Origin of the sequence: Massilia sp., assembly GCF_031995545.1 — a bacterium.
Lineage (GTDB): Bacteria > Pseudomonadota > Gammaproteobacteria > Burkholderiales > Burkholderiaceae_D > Telluria.
Genome location: NZ_DAMAGA010000020.1, coordinates 43,594 through 63,303 on the forward strand (window position 1 = coordinate 43,594; position 19,710 = coordinate 63,303).

The 19,710-nt window shown below is 64.5% G+C and carries 18 protein-coding genes; 3 read left to right on the forward strand and 15 right to left on the reverse strand.

Annotated features, from left to right (window positions below; genetic code table 11):
• Positions 1-8 precede the first annotated feature (8 nt).
• The 15 genes from rnhB to rpsB form a co-directional block, all read right to left on the reverse strand.
• Positions 9-692: a ribonuclease HII gene (gene rnhB / locus RTQ83_RS14755; RefSeq protein ID WP_312516086.1), complete on the reverse strand. Its 684-nt coding sequence runs from the start codon at positions 690-692 to the stop codon at positions 9-11.
• A gap of 10 nt (positions 693-702) precedes the next feature.
• Positions 703-1,857, reverse strand: a complete 1,155-nt coding sequence (lpxB, locus tag RTQ83_RS14760; RefSeq protein ID WP_312516089.1) for a lipid-A-disaccharide synthase — start codon at positions 1,855-1,857, stop codon at positions 703-705.
• Position 1,858: 1 nt separating this feature from the next.
• On the reverse strand, positions 1,859-2,647 hold the full coding sequence (lpxA, locus tag RTQ83_RS14765) for an acyl-ACP--UDP-N-acetylglucosamine O-acyltransferase (RefSeq protein WP_312516092.1): 789 nt from the start codon (positions 2,645-2,647) through the stop codon (positions 1,859-1,861).
• A 9-nt stretch (positions 2,648-2,656) separates the two neighbouring features.
• On the reverse strand, positions 2,657-3,163 hold the full coding sequence (gene fabZ, locus RTQ83_RS14770; protein ID WP_312516097.1) for a 3-hydroxyacyl-ACP dehydratase FabZ: 507 nt from the start codon (positions 3,161-3,163) through the stop codon (positions 2,657-2,659).
• Complete coding sequence (gene lpxD / locus RTQ83_RS14775) at positions 3,160-4,209, reverse strand: UDP-3-O-(3-hydroxymyristoyl)glucosamine N-acyltransferase (RefSeq protein WP_312516194.1); 1,050 nt, start codon at positions 4,207-4,209, stop codon at positions 3,160-3,162. Before lpxD ends, fabZ begins: the two co-directional genes overlap by 4 nt.
• 60 nt (positions 4,210-4,269) lie before the next feature.
• A complete protein-coding gene (locus tag RTQ83_RS14780) occupies positions 4,270-4,809 on the reverse strand; it encodes an OmpH family outer membrane protein (RefSeq protein WP_312516100.1) in 540 nt (179 codons plus the stop codon).
• Between the two features lie 48 nt (positions 4,810-4,857).
• Positions 4,858-7,194 carry an outer membrane protein assembly factor BamA gene (bamA, locus tag RTQ83_RS14785; protein ID WP_312516103.1) on the reverse strand — a complete coding sequence of 779 codons (2,337 nt, stop codon included), beginning with the start codon at positions 7,192-7,194 and terminating at the stop codon, positions 4,858-4,860.
• 95 nt (positions 7,195-7,289) lie between these two features.
• Complete coding sequence (gene rseP, locus RTQ83_RS14790) at positions 7,290-8,627, reverse strand: RIP metalloprotease RseP (RefSeq protein WP_312516106.1); 1,338 nt, start codon at positions 8,625-8,627, stop codon at positions 7,290-7,292.
• 30 nt (positions 8,628-8,657) lie between these two features.
• Positions 8,658-9,833: a 1-deoxy-D-xylulose-5-phosphate reductoisomerase gene (gene ispC / locus RTQ83_RS14795; RefSeq protein ID WP_312516109.1), complete on the reverse strand. Its 1,176-nt coding sequence runs from the start codon at positions 9,831-9,833 to the stop codon at positions 8,658-8,660.
• Positions 9,834-9,845: 12 nt separating this feature from the next.
• Complete coding sequence (locus tag RTQ83_RS14800) at positions 9,846-10,676, reverse strand: phosphatidate cytidylyltransferase (protein WP_312516112.1); 831 nt, start codon at positions 10,674-10,676, stop codon at positions 9,846-9,848.
• Positions 10,677-10,687: 11 nt separating this feature from the next.
• Positions 10,688-11,440, reverse strand: a complete 753-nt coding sequence (uppS, locus tag RTQ83_RS14805; protein ID WP_312516115.1) for a polyprenyl diphosphate synthase — start codon at positions 11,438-11,440, stop codon at positions 10,688-10,690.
• 172 nt (positions 11,441-11,612) lie between these two features.
• Positions 11,613-12,173 (reverse strand): ribosome recycling factor, encoded by a 561-nt coding sequence (gene frr, locus RTQ83_RS14810; RefSeq protein ID WP_312516118.1) that lies wholly within the window; start codon positions 12,171-12,173, stop codon positions 11,613-11,615.
• Between the two features lie 29 nt (positions 12,174-12,202).
• Positions 12,203-12,919 carry a UMP kinase gene (gene pyrH / locus RTQ83_RS14815; protein WP_312516121.1) on the reverse strand — a complete coding sequence of 239 codons (717 nt, stop codon included), beginning with the start codon at positions 12,917-12,919 and terminating at the stop codon, positions 12,203-12,205.
• Between the two features lie 330 nt (positions 12,920-13,249).
• Positions 13,250-14,158 carry a translation elongation factor Ts gene (gene tsf, locus RTQ83_RS14820; protein WP_312516124.1) on the reverse strand — a complete coding sequence of 303 codons (909 nt, stop codon included), beginning with the start codon at positions 14,156-14,158 and terminating at the stop codon, positions 13,250-13,252.
• 136 nt (positions 14,159-14,294) lie between these two features.
• Positions 14,295-15,044: a 30S ribosomal protein S2 gene (rpsB, locus tag RTQ83_RS14825; RefSeq protein ID WP_290418783.1), complete on the reverse strand. Its 750-nt coding sequence runs from the start codon at positions 15,042-15,044 to the stop codon at positions 14,295-14,297.
• Positions 15,045-15,362: 318 nt separating this feature from the next.
• Here rpsB and map point away from each other — a divergent pair, with 318 nt between their 5' ends.
• Genes map through RTQ83_RS14840 form a run of 3 tightly spaced genes read left to right on the forward strand, consistent with a single transcriptional unit; the run spans position 15,363 to position 19,596 of the window.
• Entirely contained in the window at positions 15,363-16,214 is an 852-nt protein-coding gene (gene map / locus RTQ83_RS14830; protein WP_312516130.1) for a type I methionyl aminopeptidase, read from the forward strand.
• Between the two features lie 4 nt (positions 16,215-16,218).
• Positions 16,219-18,801 carry a [protein-PII] uridylyltransferase gene (locus tag RTQ83_RS14835; RefSeq protein WP_312516133.1) on the forward strand — a complete coding sequence of 861 codons (2,583 nt, stop codon included), beginning with the start codon at positions 16,219-16,221 and terminating at the stop codon, positions 18,799-18,801.
• Positions 18,802-18,849: 48 nt separating this feature from the next.
• Positions 18,850-19,596: a pseudouridine synthase gene (locus tag RTQ83_RS14840; RefSeq protein ID WP_312516136.1), complete on the forward strand. Its 747-nt coding sequence runs from the start codon at positions 18,850-18,852 to the stop codon at positions 19,594-19,596.
• Positions 19,597-19,710: the final 114 nt, after the last annotated feature.

The window sequence follows — 19,710 nt, forward strand, 5'->3', positions numbered from 1 at the left end:
CGTACTCTTCATGCGGCCACGGGCAGCGAAGCGCCGGTGGTGACACTGACGTCGCCGAACAGGTCGACCTGCAGCAGTGAGCGCACCGGCGCGAACGAGCGACGGTGCGCCGGCGACGGGCCATGCGCGCGCAGGCGTTCCAGGTGCAGCGCGGTGCCGTAGCCCTTGTGCTGGTCGAAACCGTATTGCGGGTATAGATCGTGCAGGCGCACCAGTGCGGCGTCGCGTGCGGTCTTGGCCAGGATCGAGGCGGCCGAGATCGCGTTGACCTTGTCGTCGCCTTCCACGATCGCGTGCGCGCGCACGCTCAGTTCCGGGCAGCGGTTGCCGTCGATCAGGGCGACCGTCGGCACCGTCGCCAACGCTTCCACCGCGCGGCGCATGGCCAGCATGGTCGCCTGCAGGATGTTGATGCTGTCGATCTCTTCGCACGAGCATTCGGCGATGGCCCAGGCCACCGCATGCTCGCGGATCAGGGGCGCGAGCTGGTCGCGTTTCGCTTCGCTCAGCTTCTTGGAGTCGCGCAAGCCGTCGATCGGACGGCGCGGATCGAGGATCACGGCGGCCGCGAACACCGGGCCGGCCAGCGGACCGCGGCCCGCCTCGTCGACGCCGCAGACGATATCGTCGACCGTGAACGGCCGGCCACGGGTCGGCAGGCCGGGATACAGATTGGCTTTCTTCGGTTTCATCTCAAGTTCTCTAGCGCCGCCCGATCACGCGCAGCACGGCGTCGGCGCTCTCCTGGGCGCTGTTGCGCAGCAGGCTGTGGTGCATGTCGGTGAAGCGCTGCGCCAGGCGTTCGCGCCCGGCCGCGTCCTGCAGCTGCGCCCATACCGCGTCGCTCATGGCTTGCGGCGTGGCCGCGTGCTGCAGCAGTTCCGGCACCACGAATTCGCGCGCCAGGATATTCGGCAGGCCGATCCACGGTTGGTAGCCCATGTGGCGCATGATCTCCCACGAGGCGCGCATCACTTTATAGGCGATCACCATCGGCTTCTTGAACAGCGCCACTTCGAGCGTGGCGGTGCCGGAAGCGACCAGAACCGCGTCGGCAGCAGCGATCGCGTCGTGCGAGCCGCCATCGACGATATGCAGCGGCACGTCCTGCAGCCCGGCTTTCACCAGGATCTCATTGAAATACCCGCGCTGGCGCTCGCCCGCCATCGGCACCACGAACTGCAAGCCGGGATCGCGTGCGCGCAGCAGCTGCGCCGCGCGCACGAACGGCTCGGCCAGATACTTCAACTCACCCATGCGGCTGCCCGGCATCACGGTGACCACGCGCGCGTCCGGCGCCAGACCGAGCTTGCGGCGCGCCGCCGCTACATCCGGCACCATGGGAATGGTCTCGGCCAGCGGATGCCCGATATACGTCACCGGCACCCCGGCCTCGCGGTAGATCGCTTCCTCGAACGGGAAAATTACCAGCATGTGCGACACCGCGCGCTGGATCTTCTTGATGCGGCCACCGCGCCAGGCCCAGATCTGCGGCCCGATGAAGTGCACGGTCGGAATCCCCGCTGTGCGCAGCTGTTCTTCCAGCCCGAGGTTAAAGCCAGGATAGTCGGCGCCGATGAAGGCGGCGGGACGCTCGGCCAGCAGGCGGTCGCGCAGCCGGTTCTGGATGCCCTTCAGTTCGCGATAACGGGGAATGACTTCGAACAGGCCGCGCACGGTCAGCGTGTCCATCGGGACGTCGCTCACCATGCCCTGCTCGATCATGCGCGGCCCGCCGATGCCGTGGAAACGCGCGCCCGGCAGTTGCGGACGCAGCCCGGCCAGCAGGCGCGCCGCCAGCATGTCGCCAGACGCTTCGCCGGCGACCAGGGCCAACGAAACGTCAGGACCCGTCATATCAGCGGACGATGCCACGGGAAGCCGTGCCCAGGAAGTCGCGCAGCAGGCGGATGTCGCCCGCCGCCGCGGGCAGGCGTTCTTCCTCGGCCTGCAGCGCGGCTTTCGCTTCTTCCAGCGTCAGATTGGAGCGGTACAGCAGCTTGTAGGCGCTGCGGATGCCGTCCAGCTGCTCGCGCGTAAAGCCGCGGCGCTTCAGGCCTTCGAGGTTCACGCCACGGGCCCCGGCCGGGTTGCCCGACACCAGCACGTACGGCGGCACGTCCTGCGTCAGGCTGGTGTACATGCCGACGAAGGCGTGGGCGCCGATCTTGCAGAACTGGTGCACGCCGGCGTAGCCGGACAGGATCGCCCAGTCGCCCACGTGCACGTGCCCTGCCAGCTGGGCGTTGTTGGAAAAGATCGTGTTGCTGCCGACCTGGCAGTCGTGCGCCAGGTGGACGTAGGCCGAGATCCAGTTGTCGTTGCCCAGGCGCGTCACGCCTTCGTCCTGGACCGTGCCCAGGTTGAAGGTGACGAATTCGCGCACGGTATTGCGGTCGCCCACCTCGAGACGGGTCGGCTCGCCCTTCCACTTCTTGTCCTGCGGCGCGGCGCCGATCGAGCAAAACTGGAAGAATTTGTTGTCCTTGCCGATCGTGGTGTGGCCTTCGATGACCACGTGCGGACCGACGACGGTGCCGGCGTCGATGCGCACGTTCGGCCCGACGATCGAGTACGGTCCCACCTCGACCGAGCTGTCCAGCTCCGCCTTCGGGTCGACGATCGCGCTCGGATGGATCTTGCTCATGGCGTTTCCTTACTGCGCGGCTGCAGGCGCGGCTGCAGGGGTGGCCGCAGCGGCGCCTTCGTTGGCGCGGATGGTGCACATCAGTTCACCCTCGACCGCGACCTTGCCGTCGACGCTGGCCACTGCCTTGTATTTCCAGATGCCGCGCGAGACGCGCAGGATCTCGACTTCCATCTTGAGCTGGTCGCCCGGCTCCACCGGACGCTTGAAGCGCGCGTTGTCGATGCCGACGAAGTAGACCACCGAATTCTCGTCCGGCTTGACGTCCATGGTCATGAACGACAGGATCGCCGCGGTCTGCGCCATCGCTTCGATCATCAGCACGCCCGGCATCACCGGCTTGTGCGGGAAGTGGCCGTTGAAGAATTCTTCGTTGACGGTGACGTTCTTGATGGCGGTGATGCGCTTGCCGATTTCGACGTCCAGCACGCGGTCGACCAGCAGCAGCGGATAGCGGTGCGGCAGGTATTCCTTGATCTGGGTGATGTCGAGGGTCTTGGTTTCCGGAGTAGTCATTTTTCTTCTGTGAGAGTCTTGATGGTTTTCTCGAGATTGCGGATCTTGGCCCGCATCGAGTCGAGGTTGCGCACGATCGCGGCGCTGCGTTCCCATTCGGCGTTCTTGGCCAGCGGGTAGAAGCCCGTGTACTGGCCCGGCTCGAGCACCGAGCGCGAGACCATGCTGCCCGAGGAGATATGCACGTTGTCGGCGATTTCCAGGTGGCCCAGCACCATGGCGGCGCCGCCGAAGGTGCAGCGGCTGCCGATCTTGGCGCTGCCGGCCACGCCGACGCAGCCGGCCATCGCGGTATGGGCGCCGATCTGGCAGTTGTGGCCGATCTGGATCTGGTTGTCGAGTTTCACGCCGTCGGCGATCACGGTGTCGTCCAGCGCACCGCGGTCGATCGTGGTGTTGGCGCCGATGTCGACGTCGTCGCCGATCAGCACGCGCCCGGTCTGCGGGATCTTGATGTACACGCCGCCTTCGACGGCGAAGCCGAAGCCGTCGGTGCCGATCACCGCGCCCGAGTGCAGGATGCCGCGCTTGCCGATGCGGCAGCGCGCGTGGAAGGTGACGTTCGCGAACAGGTGGGTGCCGTCGCCGATCGCGGCTTCGCGGCCGACGAAGCACCCGTGGTCGATCACCACGTGCGCGCCGACGATGGCGCCGGCTTCGATCGTCACGTGCGGCCCGACGTGGGCGGTCGGATCGACCGTGGCCGATGGATCGACCACCGCGCTCGGGTGGATGCCCGGCGCCGGCACGTGCTCGGTGAGCGATGCGAAGTACTGCGCGGTGCGCGCGAAGTAGGCGTAAGGATTGGTGGTGACGATGCGCGCGCCTTCGTACGTTGCGGCCACCGTCGGATCGTCGAGCGGCGACAGGATCAGTGCCGCCGCCTGGCTCTGCGCGGCCAGTGCGCGCAGCTTGCTGTTGCTGAGGAAGCTGATGTGCGAAGCGCCGGCGCTGTCCAGCGGGGCGATCGCCTGGACCTCGAGGTCCGCTTCGCCTACCAGCTGGCCGCCGAAGCGCTCGACCAAATCGCCCAGTCGAATGCCCATCATGGTGTTCCCTGTGTAAGTCAAAAATCGGTGTTGCGGTACTGCCGGCGGGTCAACCCGTCACTTGTCCAGCAGCTTGAGGATCTTGTCGGTGATGTCGACGCGCGGGCTGACCCACGCCGCTTCGACCAGCACGGCGTCGAGCTTTTCCTGCTCGGCGACCTGTTCCACCAGCTTATAGGCTTTCTGCGCGATCGCGGCGCGCTCTTCGTTCTTGCGCTGCTGCAGGTCTTCCTGGAACTCGCGCTGCATGCGCTCGACGTCCTTCTGCATGTTGTACAGCTCGCGCGCGCGGCGGGTGCGATCCAGTTCGCCCAGGCTCGGCGCCTCGGCGTCGAACTTCTCCGAGGTCTGCTTGAACTTGGCGACCATCTCCTCCACCGATTTCTGGCGCTTGGAGAATTCGGCGGTCAGCTTGGCGTCGGCATTCTTGGCCATCTTGGAATCGGTCATCAGGCGTTCGGTGTACACGAAGCCGATGCGGCTGGTGGTCACCTGGGCCTGGGCCGCCGGCGCAGCAATGGCTGCGGCCAGGACGCCGGCGCACGCCAGCGCGCCGAAGAATGCATTGGGCAGCGAGCTAATTGGATTTTTCAACATAAGTCTCTCGCAACGGTTCATTGTGACGCTGGTCCCTGAGGGCCGCTATCAGAAGCCGGTCCCCATCTGGAACTGGAAGCGTTCCAGGCGGTCGCCCGGCAGCGCGTTCAGCGGCTTAGCATAACTCAACTTGAGCGGACCCACCGGCGAAATCCACGACAGGCCGATACCCGCCGAGTAGCGGAACTCGTTGGCGCGGATCTTGGCGTCTTCCTGGAACACCTGGCCGCCGTCGGCGAAGGTGAACCAGCGCAGGCTGCGGTCGGTGCCGCTGCCCGGGAACGGGAAGTGCAGCTCGGCGTTGAGGATCACGCGCTTGGAGCCGCCGATCGCATCGTAGTAGTTGGGGTCGACCACGCCCAGCGACGAGCTTTCGTAGCCGCGCACCGAGCCGATGCCGCCGGCGTAGAAGTTCTTGAACACCGGGTAGGCGCTGCTGCCGATGCCCTTGCCGTAATCGAGTTCGCCGCGCAGGGCCAGCGTCATCCAGCGCGTGACCGGACGCCACCACTGGTGCTCGTAGACCATGCGGTAGTACTTGGCGTCGCCGATCGCGTCGATCTCGAGGTTGGCGCGCTGGAAGCGGCCGCGGGTCGGCGTCACCGAGCTGTCGCGGGTGTCGCGGCCCCAGGCTGCGGTCAGCGGGATGGCGTTGGTGGTGGCGGTACCGATACCGCTGGCCGGGCCGCCGTTCTGGCGCACGAACTGCTGGTAGATCGCCGGCGAGGTGGCGTCGGTTTCCAGCTCGGTGCGTTCCAGGCCGGCGCCGAAGTAGACGGTGTCGTTTTCCGAGAACGGCACGCCGAAGGTCATGTTGCCGCCCACCTGGCGCACGGTGTACGAACCGATGTTCAGCGCCGGCGGACGCGAGGTGCGCAGGTACAGCTGGAAGGCGCGCGAGACGCCGTCGTCGGTGAAGTACGGATCGGTGTTCGAGAACGCGATCGTGCGGTTGTACTTGCTGGTGTTGAGCTCAATGCCGACCGTGTTGCCGCTGCCGGCGAAGTTGGCCTGCGAGATCGAGGCGGTGAAGGTGAACTTCTCGGACTGCGAGAAGGCGCCGCCGATCATGAAGTTGCCGGTCGGGCGTTCTTCGACCACCACGTTGACGTCGACCTGGTCCGAGGTGCCCGGCGACTCCGGGGTCTCGATCTTGACGTCCTTGAAGTAGCCGAGGCGGTCGACGCGGTCGCGCGAAAGCTTGACGCGGTTGGCGTCGTACCACGAGCTTTCGAACTGGCGGAATTCGCGGCGGATCACTTCGTCGCGGGTCACGGTATTGCCCGAGATGTTCATGTGGCGCACGTAGGCGCGCTTGCCCGGATCGACGAAGAAGGTGAATGCGACTTCGCGCTTCTCGCGATTGAGTTCCGGATTGGCCGTCACGTTGGCGAAGGCGTAGCCGAAGGTGCCGAGGCGGTCCGAGATCAGCTTGTTGGTCTGTTCCTGCAGGTCGCCGACATAGGTCTTGCCAGGCTGCAGAAGGATCAGCTGCTTCAGTTCTTCTTCGCGGCCGAACATCTCGCCTTCCAGCTTGACGCTGCTGACGGTGTACTTCTCGCCTTCGGTGATGTTCAGGGTCAGGTAGATGTCGCGCTTGTCCGGGGTGATCGAGACCTGCGTCGATTCGACGTTGGCTTCGAGGTAGCCGTTATTCAGGTAGAACGACTTGATCGCTTCCAGGTCGCCGGTCAGCTTCTGCTTGGAGTACTGGTCGGCCTTCGAGTACCAGGTGAACCAGCCCGAGGTCGACAGCTGCAGCAGTTCGCGCAGCTGCTTGTCGCTGAAGGCCTTGTTGCCGATGATGTTGATGCCCTTGATCTTGGCGACTTCGCCTTCGTCGACGTTGAACATGACCGTCACGCGGTTACGTTCGATCGGGGTCACGGTGGTGGTGATCTTGACGCCGTACAGGCCGTGCGACAGATATTGGCGCTTGAGTTCCTGCTCGGCGCGGTCGACCGATGCCTTGTCGAAGATGCGGGTCTCGGCCACGCCGATTTCGCGCAGCGCCTTGACCAGCATGTCCTTTTCGAATTCCTTGGTGCCGGTGAAGTCCACCGAGCTGATGGCGGGACGTTCTTCGACCAGCACCACCAGCACGCCGTTTTCTTCTTCCAGGCGGATGTCCTTGAAGAAGCCGGTTGCATACAGGGCCTTGATCGCGGTGGTGGCCTTGGCGTCGTCGAAGGTCTCGCCCACCCGCACCGGCAGATAGCTGAATACCGTGCCCGCTTCGGTGCGCTGGATGCCTTCGACCCGGATGTCCTTGACGACGAACGGGTTAACGGCAAGCGCATTACCGGCGCACAGGGCCAGTACGGCCGCACCGATCATGCTGCGACGAATGAACGGCAGGGCAAAACGAGCTGGTTGTGATTTCATTGGCTGGATCAAAGGGTCAGTCATTTGGACAACGAATACATATTGTTTTTTGCCGGTGCATTGGGCTGGTTTATCGGACCGCTATTCGGTCTTTACTAGAACAGCCGCACCAGGTCATTGAAGACGGCGAGCGCCATCAGCATGAACAACAGGCCGACTCCGGCGCGCTGTGCGAACTCGCCGACGCGCGCTGGAAGAGGACGACCGGTCAAAACTTCCAGCGAATAATACAGTAAATGGCCACCATCCAGAACTGGAATTGGTAACAAATTCATTACGCCTAAGCTAATACTAATAAAGGCGATGAACTGTAAATAGCTCACCAGGCCGATGCGCGCGGTCTGTCCGGCATAGTCGGCGATGGTGATCGGACCGGTCACATTCTTCCACGACGCTTCGCCGGTCAGCATCTTGCCGATCATCTTGAGCGTCATGATGCTGGTGTCCCAGGTGCGCTCGGCGCCGCGCGCGATCGCTTCGAACAGGCTAGAGGAAACGGTCACCATTTCCGGCGCCTGCGCCACCATCACGCGGATCACGCCGCTGCCTTTGCCGTCGTTTTCGGGCGTGAGCGGCAGCGTGACGGTGCGGCCGGCGCGTTCGACGTCCAGCTGCAGCGTCTTGCCGGGCGCGCCGCGCACCGCTTCGATGAAGGCGATGCCGTCGGCCACCGGACGGCCATCCACGCGCAGCACCAGGTCGCCCTTTTGCAGGCCGGCCCGCTGCCCTGCCCCGCCCGCCAGCACGTCCTGCACCAGCGGCGCCGGACGCCACGGGTCCATGCCGAGCGCGTCCATCACATCGCCTTCGACGTTAAGGCGGCTGACGGCGCCGGCGGGAACGGTGGCCGAATAGGTGCCGCCATGCACGCCGCGCAGCTCGAAACGGGCATCGGTTTTATCCACTGCAGCATGCATCACCTGCCAGCGCAGTTCGGACCACGAGCGCACCGGATTGCCGTTGACGGCGGTGACGGTGTCGCCGCCGCGCACGCCGGCCTGGCTGGCCAGCGAGTCCTGCGGCAGCGCGCGCAGGCGTGCCGACGGCTCGTCGACGCCATGCATATACAGCGCTGCCATCAGGCCAATCGCCACCAGGAAGTTGGCCATCGGACCAGCGGCGACGATGGCGATGCGGCGCCACACGCTCTGGCGCGTGAATTCGCGGTGCAGCTCGGCCTCGTCCTTGGGCGCGGTTTCGGGGTCGCGGCTGTCGAGCATCTTGACGTAGCCGCCCAGCGGCAGTGCCGAGACCGCCCATTCGGTCTGGTCGCGGCCGAAACGGCGCGACCAGACGACGCGGCCCATGCCGATCGAAAAACGCAGCACCTTCACGCCGCACAGGCGCGCGACCAGGTAATGACCCAGTTCGTGGATCACGATCAGGGGGCCGAGCGCCAGCACGAAGGCCAGCACGGTGGTAAGCAAGTTCATGGCAGCTTGGAAGACAGGTTAAAGCGCGGGTCAGTTCCGCAGACGCGCGATCTCGGCCTGCGCGGCGTCACGGGCGCGCGCATCCTGCGCCATGACGGCGTCGATCGACGAGGCCGGACCGTGCGGCACAGCGTCCATCACGCGGCGGATGACGCGGTCGATGTCGCGGAAGCCCATGCGGCGCTCGAGGAAGGCTTCCACCGCCACTTCGTTGGCGGCGTTCAGCAAGGCCGGCGCGGTGCCGCCGGCGCGCAGGGCGTCGAAGGCCAGTGCCAGGCACGGGAAGCGCGCGAAGTCGGGCTGATGGAACTGCAGCGCCGCCATCTGGGTCAGGTCGAGCTGGGCGACGCCGGAAGCGACGCGCTCCGGATAGGCCAGCGCGTGCGCGATCGGGGTGCGCATGTCCGGGTTGCCGAGCTGGGCCAGCACGGAGCCGTCCACGTACGACACCATCGAGTGGATCACGCTTTGCGGATGGATCACCACCTCGATCAGGTCGGCCGGGGCGCCGAACAGCCAGTGGGCCTCGATCACTTCCAGGCCCTTGTTCATCATGGTGGCCGAGTCGACCGAGATCTTGCGGCCCATCGACCAGTTCGGATGCTTGCAGGCTTCTTCCGGCGTGACCTGTTCCAGCGTCTCGACGGCGCGGTTCAGGAATGGGCCACCGGAGGCGGTCAGCAGGACCTTGGCCACGCCGGCCGCGTTCGGATCGCGCGCGTAATTGCCCGGCAGCGACTGGAAAATGGCGTTGTGCTCGCTGTCGATCGGCAGCAGCGTGGCGCGGTGCTCGCGCACGGCATCCATGAACAGCTGGCCCGACATCACCAGCGCTTCCTTGTTAGCGAGCAGCACTTTCTTGCCGGCGCGCGCGGCGGCCAGGGTCGGGGCCAGGCCGGCGGCACCGACGATGGCCGCCATCACGCTGTCGGTGTCGGCATGCGCGGCGATGTCGCACAGCGCCGCTTCGCCGTATTCGACGCTGATCGGCAGGTCCTGGATCAGGGCTTGCAGGCGCGCTGCGGCCGCGGCCGAGCCGACCACGGCGCGCTGCGGACGGTGGATGCGGCAGGCGGCGGCCAGTTCCTCGACGCGGCTATGCGCGCTCAGCGCATAGACCTGGTAGCGCTCGGGATGGCGCGCCAGCACGTCGAGGGTCGAGGCGCCGATCGAACCGGTGGCGCCCAGGATGGTGATGCGTTGCATGTAAACTTCCTTCTAGAGCCAGGTGGCGGCGAGCGCCGCCAGTGGCAGGACCGGCACCAGTGCGTCGATCCGGTCCAGCACGCCGCCGTGGCCAGGCAGCAGGTTGCTGCTGTCCTTCATGCCGGCGCGGCGCTTGAGCTGGGATTCGAACAGGTCGCCGACGATGCTGGCGGCGACGATGAGGATGAGGACGCCGAACATGCCGGCCCAGCCGAAGCCGGCCTGGACCCGCACCGCGAAGGTATTCGCCAGCGCCTCGCCGCCGAACAGGACGGTGAGCGCGGCCAGGATCAGGGTAACGATGCCGCCGCCGATTGCGCCTTCCCACGACTTGCCGGGGGAAATCGACGGCGCCAGTTTGTTCTTGCCAAAGGTCTTGCCGCACACATAGGCGAAGATGTCGGCCGACCAGACGATGGCCAGCACCGACAGCAGGAACAGCGACGAATACTGGAACAGGGTGACGATGGCGGCGAAGCAGCTGACCAGCGAGATCGCGTACAGCAGGCTGAGCAGCGTATTGCCGGTGCCGGCCAGCGGCGGCAGGCCGATCTTGAGCGTGGGCGTGAAGCGCAGTGCCCACAGCAGCACGCCGATGGCGAACCAGAAGGTGGGGTCGCCCGGGGCGCGCATGAAGAAGGCGTAGCCGAACATGGCGGTCCAGGCCAGCGCGATGATGGTGGCGCGGTTGGTGCCGGGATTAAACAGGCGGAAGCACTCCCAGATCGCCGCGCCGAAGAAGATCGACGCGATCACCGCGAACGCCGTGTAATTGTTGGAATACAGGACCGGCAGCAGGACTGCCAGCAGGACGAGCGCGGTGATGATCCGGGTCTTGAGCATGCGTTGTTTGTCTAGTTAGTCTTGTTCGCTACCTGGGCGCCGGTCTGGCCGAAGCGCCGTTCGCGCTGCTGGTACGAGCCAATGGCTTCATCCAGCGCTTCGGGCGTGAAGTCGGGCCAGAAGGTGTCGGTGAAGTACAGTTCGGCATACGCCAGCTGCCACAACAGGAAGTTGGAAATGCGCTCTTCCCCTCCGGTACGGATGAACAGGTCAGGCTCAGGCGCATAGGCCATCGCCAGGTGCGGCGCCAGCATCTCTTCGGTAAATTCCGTTGCGCCCGGATTGGCCTGCACCATCTTCCCGGTTGCCTGCATGATATCCCAGCGCCCTCCGTAGTTGGCGCACACGGTGACGGTGAGGCGGCTGTTGCCGGCGGTGCGGCGCTCGGCGTTGGCGATCATTTCCTGCAGCTTCGGGTCGAAGCGGCTCAGGTCGCCCACGACTTTGAGGCGGATGTTATTCGCGTGCATCTTCGACACTTCGCGCTCGAGCGCCGTCACGAACAGGCGCATCAGCAGCGAGACTTCTTCCTGCGGGCGGCGCCAGTTCTCGGACGAGAAGGCAAACAGGGTCAGATATTCGACGCCGCGCTCGACGCAGGCTTCCACCACGCCGCGCACGGCTTCCACGCCCTTGACGTGGCCGGCGACGCGCGGCAGCAAGCGTTTAGTGGCCCAACGGCCATTGCCATCCATGATGATGGCGATGTGGCGCGGCACGCGGGGCGTGTCGGGAACGGCGGCGGTCGAACTTTTGAATATCATAAATCCACGAGACTACGGCAGGGATACTGCGCCAGGGCTGCAGCTTGACTGCACGGCTGAGCCGGCAGGTGTTGCATGATGGTTAATCACCAAAGTGTCCATCATAAGGCAAGCGGACCGGCCGCGGCAAGTTGCCGGGGCCGGTCCGCAGGATGCCGTCAGGCAAAACGGCTTACACCGTCAGGATTTCTTTTTCTTTCTCGGCCAGCAGTTTGTCGATGTCGGCAACGGCCTTGTCGGTCAGCTTCTGGATTTCGTCGGACGAACGGCGTTCGTCGTCTTCCGAGGCGGTCTTGTCTTTGACCATCTTCTTCAGCGCTTCGTTGGCATCGCGGCGGATATTGCGCACGGCAATCTTCGCGTCTTCGCCTTCCGACTTGGTCAGCTTGACCATTTCCTTGCGGCGCTCTTCGGTCAGCGGCGGGGTCGGCACGCGGATCATGTCGCCCTGCGACGACGGGTTCAGGCCGAGGTCGGCGTCACGGATCGCTTTTTCGATCGCGGCCAGCATCTTCTTTTCGAACGGCTGGACACCGATGGTGCGGGCGTCGACCAGGGTCAGGTTGGCCACCATCGGCAGCGCGGTCGGCGAACCGTAGTAATCCACGGTCACGTGGTCGAGGATGCCGGTGTGGGCGCGGCCGGTACGGACCTTGGCCAGGTCGGCCTTCAGGGTCTCGATGGACTTGGCCATGCGATCCTGGGCATTTTTCTTTACGTCAGCTAAGGACATGCTGCTCTCCTGTTATAAGGGGTATTGAATCAAACGTGGACCAGTGTACCTTCGTCTTCGCCCATCACGACACGGGTCAGTGCGCCCGGTTTGACGATGGAGAAGACCTTGATCGGCAGCTTCTGGTCGCGGCACAGGGCGAACGCGGTGGCGTCCATCACCTGCAGGTGCTTGGCGATCGCTTCGTCGAAGGTGATCGATTCGTAGCGGGTCGCGTTCGGGTCTTTCTTGGGGTCGGCGGTGTAGACGCCATCGACCTTGGTTGCCTTCAGGACAATCTCGGCCGAGATCTCGGCGCCGCGCAGTGCGGCTGCCGTGTCGGTGGTGAAGAACGGGTTGCCGGTGCCGGCGGCGAACACGACGACCTTGCCCTCTTCCAGGTACTGCAGGGCTTTCGGACGCACGTAAGGCTCGACCACCTGCTCGATGCCGATCGCCGACATCACGCGCGCGGTGATGCCGACATGGCGCATGGCGTCGGCCAGGGCCAGCGCGTTCATGACCGTGGCCAGCATGCCCATGTAGTCGGCGGTGGCGCGGTCCATGCCCTGGGCGCCGGGGGCGACGCCGCGGAAGATGTTGCCGCCGCCAATCACCACTGCCACCTGCACACCCAGCTTCGCCACTTCCGCCACGTCGGCGACCATGCGGTCGATGGTGGCGCGGTTGATGCCGAACTGATCGTCGCCCATCAAAGCTTCGCCAGACAGTTTCAGAAGGACTCGTTGGTAGGCTGGTTTTGTCATGATGAAGCGGCTCCTATGTGATGTTTCGAATTCGGTTCCGAGCGCGGCTTCGTGGGCCGCGGTCTCATCCGTCGGGGACGGATGGCATTGTAGGGCGAGCGCTGCGCGCGAGGCGCAGCGTAGGTGCATCGCACTTGGGTCCCCGCCTGCGCGGGGATGACAGTTCAACGGGTGCGGACTGCAGGAGCCTCCATCAGTCCGCTACTCATGAACGTCATCCCCGCGCAGGCGGGGACCCAAGTTACCCGCCGCAGCCGCAACCTCGATCGCAGCCACGCAAGCAAACCCGCCCGCCCTTAAAAAAACGGGCCTTGCGGCCCGCTTTTCAAATTACCCCTTGTTTGCAGCCATCTGCGCTGCAACTTCAGCTGCGAAGTCGTCGACCTTCTTCTCGATGCCCTCGCCCACCACGTACATGGTGAAGCCCTTGACGGTCGTGTTCGATGCCTTCAGGTACTGTTCGATCGACTGCTTGTCGTTCTTCACGAATGCCTGGTTCAGCAGCGACACTTCTTTCAGGTACTTCTGGATCGAGCCTTCGATTCGCTTGGCAACGATCTCGTCCGACTGCACTGGCTTGCCGGCGGCGACAGCGGCGTCCGCGTCTTCCTTGGCCTTCAGTTGTGCAACCGAACGTTCTTTTTCGATCATTTCAGCAGGCACTTGCTCCGACGACAGCGAGACTGGCTTCATTGCAGCGATGTGCATGGCCAGGTCCTTGCCGACTTGCTCGTCCGAACCTTCGAAGTCGACGATGACGCCGATACGGGTGCCGTGCAGGTACGACGCCAGCTTGCCGGTGGTGTCGAAACGCTGGAAGCGGCGCACGGTCATATTCTCACCGATTTTGCCGATCAGCGCAGTGCGCACGTCGTCGAAGGTCTTGCCGTCGTGCGGCAGGGCTGCCAGGGCGGCGACATCAAGCGGGTTGTTTTCGGCGACCAATTTGGCGGCCAGGTTGACCATGGCCAGGAACTCGTCGTTCTTGGCGACGAAGTCGGTTTCGCTGTTGACTTCGACGATCGCGCCGACGTTGCCCGAGATGTAGGTGGCGACCACGCCTTCGGCGGTCACGCGTGCCGATGCCTTCGATGCCTTGCCGCCCAGCTTGACGCGCAGGATCTCTTCAGCACGACCCATGTCGCCGTCGGCTTCGGTCAGTGCTTTTTTGCATTCCATCATTGGCGCGTCGGTCTTCGCGCGCAGTTCGCCCACCATTGCTGCAGTAATCGCTGCCATGTTCTGTTCTCCTAAATGGTTATCCAGGGTGCGGACCGCCCAGGGCCGCCCGCGTAAATTCTTCAGCTTAAAAAAAGGGGGTGCTCGTGTGCGGCGCCCCCTTCGATTCCCGTGCGGGCGTCAAGCCCGCAAGGAATTATGCCTGCTCGGAGACTTCGACGAAGTCGTCGCCGCCGGCCTTGACCATCTCAACGACTTCGTTGGTGGCGTTGGCGCGGCCTTCCAGGATCGCATCGGCGACGCCGCGTGCGTACAGGGTGATTGCCTTCGACGAGTCGTCGTTGCCTGGAATGACGTGGGTCACGCCTTCTGGCGAGTGGTTGGTATCGACGATGCCGATGACCGGGATGCCCAGCTTGCCGGCTTCGGTGATGGCGCCCTTGTGGTAGCCGACGTCGACGACGAAGATCGCGTCAGGCACGCCGCCCAGGTCCTTGATGCCGCCGATCGACTTCTGCAGCTTTTCCATTTCGCGCGAGAACATCAGCGCTTCTTTCTTCGACATCTTCTCGACCGAACCGTCTTCGATCTGGGCTTCCATGTCTTTCAGGCGCTTGATCGAGGTCTTGATGGTCTTGAAGTTGGTCAGCATGCCGCCCAGCCAGCGCTGATCGACGTAAGGCACGCCGGCGCGCTGTGCTTCAGCAGCGATGATGTCGCGTGCTTGACGCTTGGTGCCGACCATCAGGATGGTGCCGCGGTTGGCCGAAATCTGCTTGATGGTCTTCATCGCATCCTGGTACATCGCCATGGTTTTTTCCAGGTTGATGATGTGGATCTTGTTGCGATGACCGAAGATGAACGGTGCCATCTTTGGGTTCCAGAAACGGGTCTGGTGGCCGAAGTGGATACCGGCTTCCAGCATTTCACGCATAGTAACGGACATGTAATTCTCCAGGGTTGGGTCTTGAATGCGGCCAGTCACCGTATAGGCACCCTTGCAGGGCCGCACTCGCGATTTTCAAAATAAAAGGCTGTTTTTACAACATTGCCGGATGCGAATCCGAGCAACCCGAGATTCTAGCGGGGTTTGGCCGTTTTTTCAAGCGTGCCGACATTCGTTTCCTCACGGCCGGCGCCGCCCTCTCCCTCTGCCGTGGCGACTTCCCTTATAATGAACCGATATCGCCCGGGCAAGCTTTCACGCATTTCCTGCAAAGCTCTGCCGGCTCAACCGTTATTAGCAGCTACTCTAAGGCACCCCATGGTCTCCCCCATCAAGACTCCGGAAGAAATCGAAGGCATGCGCGTCGCGTGCCGCCTCGGCTCGGAAGTGCTCGACTACATCACCCCTTTCATCAAGCCCGGCGTCACCACGCTCGAGCTCGACCGCCTGGCGCACGACTATATGGTCAATGTCCAGGGCACGGTCCCGGCCACGCTGAACTACGCGCCGCCGGGCTATCCGCCGTTCCCGGGCTCGATCTGCACCTCGCTCAACGACGTGATCTGCCACGGCATCCCGGGCGAGCGCGTGCTCAAGTCGGGCGACGCGCTGAACATCGACATCACCCCGATCACCAAGGACGGCTTCCACGGCGATAACAGCCGCATGTTCCTGGTCGGCGAGCCGTCGATCATGGCGCGCCGCCTGTCCGAGATTACCTTCGAGTGCATGTGGCTGGGCATCGCCGCGGTCAAGCCGGGCGCCCACCTGGGCGACATCGGCTACGCGATCCAGAAGCACGCCGAAAAGAACGGCTACAGCGTGGTGCGCGAATTCTGCGGCCACGGCGTCGGCCGCGTGTTCCACGAAGAGCCGCAGGTGCTGCACTACGGCCGTCCGGGCACGCTGGAAGAACTGAAACCCGGCATGATCTTCACCATCGAACCGATGATCAACGCGGGCAAACGCGACATCAAGGAAATGCCGGACGGCTGGACCATCAAGACCAAGGACCGCAGCCTGTCGGCGCAGTGGGAACACACCGTGCTGGTCACCGAGACCGGGGTCGAAGTCCTGACCATGTCGGCCGGCAGCCCGCCGCCGCCCGCGATCGTGCTGCCGCTGCTGGGCGAAGCGGCGATCCCGTCGGCCGCAGCCCTGCCGGCATAACACTATGGGACAGGCCGCCGTCCTCGAAGCCGCGCGCACCACCTTGCGCGCCCGCCTGAAATCCGAACGCCAGCTGATCTTCCAGGCGTTCCAGGAAGATGGCAAGCCCGAGAAGCTGCTGCGCAACCTGCGCCAGTGCGTGGACGGCGTGCTCACCGACGCCTGGCGCGCGGCCGGCCTGCCCGAACACACCGCGCTGGTCGGCGTGGGCGGCTACGGCCGCGGCGAACTGTTTCCCTATTCCGACGTCGACCTCCTGATCCTGCTCGGCCGTCCCGCTGACGCGATCACGCAAGCGCGCCTGGAAAGCCTGGTCCAGCTGCTGTGGGACCTGGGACTGGAGATCGGCCATAGCATCCGCACCGTCGACGAGTGCATGGTCGAGTCGAACGCCGACATCACCGTGCAAACCAGCCTGCTCGAAGCGCGCCTCGTGGTCGGCGACGGCGCGCTGTTCGAAGAACTGCAGCGGCGCTACCGCGACGAACTCGATCCGCAAGCCTTCTTCCAGGCCAAGACCGCCGAAATGCGGCTGCGCCACGCCAAGTACGAGTACACGGCATTCGCGCTGGAGCCCAATTGCAAGGAAAGCCCGGGCGCGCTGCGCGACCTGCAGGTGATCCTGTGGGTGGCCAAGGCCGCGGGCCTGGCCGACAGCTGGGGCCAGCTGGCCACGCGCGGCCTGATCACGCGCATGGAAGCGCGCCAGCTGATGGAAAAGGAGCGCGCCTTCAAGGACATCCGCATCCGCCTGCACCTGCACACCCGGCGCCGCGAAGACCGCCTGGTGTTCGATGTGCAGACCGCGATCGCGAAGACGCTCGGGCTGGAGGACGCCGGCGAAGGTCCGGACGCGCGCCGCGCCAGCGAATTCCTGATGCAGCGCTACTACTGGGCCGCCAAGACCGTCACCCAGCTGAACACCATCCTGCTGCAGGACATCGAGGCGCAACTGTTCCCTCAGCCGGCGGTGCCGTTCCCGATCGGACCGCACTTCAACCAGGTGGGCAGCCTGATCGACGTCGCCGACGAAGAGACCTTCGAGCGCCATCCGCCGGCGATCCTGGAACTGTTCGTGGCGATGACCGAGCGGCGCGAACTCAAGGGCCTGAGCGCACGCGCCACGCGCGCCCTGTGGCATGCACGCACGCGCATCGACGACGCCTTCCGCGCCGATCCCGCCAACAAGGCGATGTTCCTGCGCATCCTGCAGGCGCCGCGCGGCCTGGTGCACGCGCTGCGGCGCATGAACGAATTCGGCATCCTGGGGCGCTACCTGCCGGCCTTCCGCAAGATCGTCGGCCAGATGCAGCACGACCTGTTCCACGTGTACACCGTGGACCAGCACATCATGATGGTGGTGCGTAACCTGCGCCGCTTCACGATGCCCGAGCACGCTCACGAATACCCGTTCTGCAGCCAGCTGATCGCGGACTTCCACGATCGCTGGGTGCTGTACGTGGCGGCCCTGTTCCACGACATCGCCAAGGGCCGTGGCGGCGACCACTCCAAGCTGGGCATGGAAGACGCCGAGCAGTTCTGCCGCGCGCACGGCATGAGCGAAGAGGATACCGAGCTTGTCGTGTTCCTGGTCGAGCAGCACCTGACCATGTCCACGGTGGCACAGAAGCAGGACCTGTCCGATCCGGACGTGATCTCGGCGTTTGCCGCGACCGTCAAGGACGAACGCCACCTGACCGCGCTGTACCTCCTGACCGTGGCCGACATCCGCGGCACCAGCCCCAAGGTCTGGAACGCGTGGAAAGCCAAGCTGCTGGAAGACCTGTACAAGGTGACGCTGCGCGTGCTGGGCGGCGAGCCGCACAGCGCCGACCGCGAACTGCGTACGCGGCAAAAGGAAGCGCTGGCCACGCTGCGCCTGTTCGGGCTCGATGCCAACGCCCACGAAGCGCTGTGGAAGCAGCTCGACGTCGCCTACTTCCTGCGCCACGACGCCTCCGACATCGCCTGGCAGACGCGCGCGCTGCACGACAAGGTCGACAGCGACAAGCCGACCGTCAAGGCGCGCCTGGCGCCGATCGGCGAAGGCTTGCAGGTGGCGGTGTACGTGAAGGACCAGCCGGATCTGTTCGCGCGCATCTGCAGCTACTTCGACCGCAAGAATTTCAGCATCCTGGACGCCAAGATCCATACCACGCGCCACGGTTATGCGCTCGACAGCTTCCTGGTGGCGGACGAGAATTTCGCCGGCAGCTACCGCGACATTATCAGCCTGATCGAGCACGAGCTGTGCGCGCTGCTGGTGTCGCAGGAAGCGCTGCCGCCGGCGGTGCGCGGCCGGCTGTCGCGCATGTCGCGCACCTTCCCGATCACGCCGACGGTGGAACTGCGCCCGGACGAACGCGGCCAGTTCCACGTGCTGTCGATCGCCGCCAACGACCGCATGGGCCTGCTGTACGCGATCTCCAGCGTGCTGGCGCGCTATCGGCTGAACCTGCACACCGCCAAGATCATGACGCTGGGCGAACGGGTCGAGGACGTCTTCCTGATCGACGGCCCGGCGCTGAACAACCCGCGCACCCAGGTGCAGCTCGAGACCGACCTGCTCGACGCGCTCAAAGTCTGAACTATTTACACCGTATTTCGATTCACCCTTTTCCTGAAGCCTTGCCAGATGACTGAACCACTCCGCCTCTCCAAACGTATGTCCGAACTCGGCCTGTGCTCGCGCCGCGAAGCCGATGACTGGATCGCCCGCGGCTGGGTGCGAGTGGATGGCAAGGTGGTGTCGGAACTGGGCAGCAAAGTGCTGCCTTCGCAACGCATCACGGTCGAGCGCCAGGCCGCGGCCGAGCAATCCAAGCGCGTCACGGTGCTGATCAACAAGCCGGTCGGCTACGTCAGCGGCCAGGCCGAGGATGGCTATACCCCGGCGGTGGCGCTGATCAAGCCCGAGAACCGCTGGGCCGAGGATCCGTCGAAGGAACAGTTCCACCCGACCCAGCTGCGCAGCCTGGTGCCGTGCGGCCGGCTCGACATCGACTCGGTTGGCCTCTTGGTGCTGTCGCAGGACGGACGCGTGGCCAAGCAGCTGATCGGCGAGAACACGTCAGTGGACAAGGAATACCTGGTGCGGGTGCAGTACACCAAGCCGGGCCGCCTGCCGGAATCCGACCTCAAGAAGCTGAACCACGGCCTGTGGATGGACGGCAAACCACTGCTGCCGGCCAAGGTGCGCTGGCAGAATGACGACCAGCTGAGCTTTACCCTGCGCGAAGGCAAGAAGCGCCAGATCCGCCGCATGTGCGATATGGTGGGGCTGAAGGTGGTTGGCCTGAAGCGGGTGCGTATCGGGCGCGTCAAGCTGGGCAATCTGCCCGAGGGTCAGTGGCGTTACCTGCTGCCTGAAGAGCAGTTCTGAGCACCACCCCTACACACATGATCGAAACACCGTAGGGTTGGCGGCTACGCCGCCGACGCGTCGATTGTTACCGGCTCCGATCTCGTGCGGGATGATCTCGCTGCAAACGATCAC

Coding starts and splice junctions, on each gene's coding strand:
- rnhB (WP_312516086.1), bottom strand. CDS start 692: ATGAAACCGAAGAAAGCCAATCTGTATCCCGGCCTGCCGACCCGTGGC.
- lpxB (WP_312516089.1), bottom strand. CDS start 1,857: ATGACGGGTCCTGACGTTTCGTTGGCCCTGGTCGCCGGCGAAGCGTCT.
- lpxA (WP_312516092.1), bottom strand. CDS start 2,647: ATGAGCAAGATCCATCCGAGCGCGATCGTCGACCCGAAGGCGGAGCTG.
- fabZ (WP_312516097.1), bottom strand. CDS start 3,163: ATGACTACTCCGGAAACCAAGACCCTCGACATCACCCAGATCAAGGAA.
- lpxD (WP_312516194.1), bottom strand. CDS start 4,209: ATGGGCATTCGACTGGGCGATTTGGTCGAGCGCTTCGGCGGCCAGCTG.
- RTQ83_RS14780 (WP_312516100.1), bottom strand. CDS start 4,809: ATGTTGAAAAATCCAATTAGCTCGCTGCCCAATGCATTCTTCGGCGCG.
- bamA (WP_312516103.1), bottom strand. CDS start 7,194: ATGAAATCACAACCAGCTCGTTTTGCCCTGCCGTTCATTCGTCGCAGC.
- rseP (WP_312516106.1), bottom strand. CDS start 8,627: ATGAACTTGCTTACCACCGTGCTGGCCTTCGTGCTGGCGCTCGGCCCC.
- ispC (WP_312516109.1), bottom strand. CDS start 9,833: ATGCAACGCATCACCATCCTGGGCGCCACCGGTTCGATCGGCGCCTCG.
- RTQ83_RS14800 (WP_312516112.1), bottom strand. CDS start 10,676: ATGCTCAAGACCCGGATCATCACCGCGCTCGTCCTGCTGGCAGTCCTG.
- uppS (WP_312516115.1), bottom strand. CDS start 11,440: ATGATATTCAAAAGTTCGACCGCCGCCGTTCCCGACACGCCCCGCGTG.
- frr (WP_312516118.1), bottom strand. CDS start 12,173: ATGTCCTTAGCTGACGTAAAGAAAAATGCCCAGGATCGCATGGCCAAG.
- pyrH (WP_312516121.1), bottom strand. CDS start 12,919: ATGACAAAACCAGCCTACCAACGAGTCCTTCTGAAACTGTCTGGCGAA.
- tsf (WP_312516124.1), bottom strand. CDS start 14,158: ATGGCAGCGATTACTGCAGCAATGGTGGGCGAACTGCGCGCGAAGACC.
- rpsB (WP_290418783.1), bottom strand. CDS start 15,044: ATGTCCGTTACTATGCGTGAAATGCTGGAAGCCGGTATCCACTTCGGC.
- map (WP_312516130.1), top strand. CDS start 15,363: ATGGTCTCCCCCATCAAGACTCCGGAAGAAATCGAAGGCATGCGCGTC.
- RTQ83_RS14835 (WP_312516133.1), top strand. CDS start 16,219: ATGGGACAGGCCGCCGTCCTCGAAGCCGCGCGCACCACCTTGCGCGCC.
- RTQ83_RS14840 (WP_312516136.1), top strand. CDS start 18,850: ATGACTGAACCACTCCGCCTCTCCAAACGTATGTCCGAACTCGGCCTG.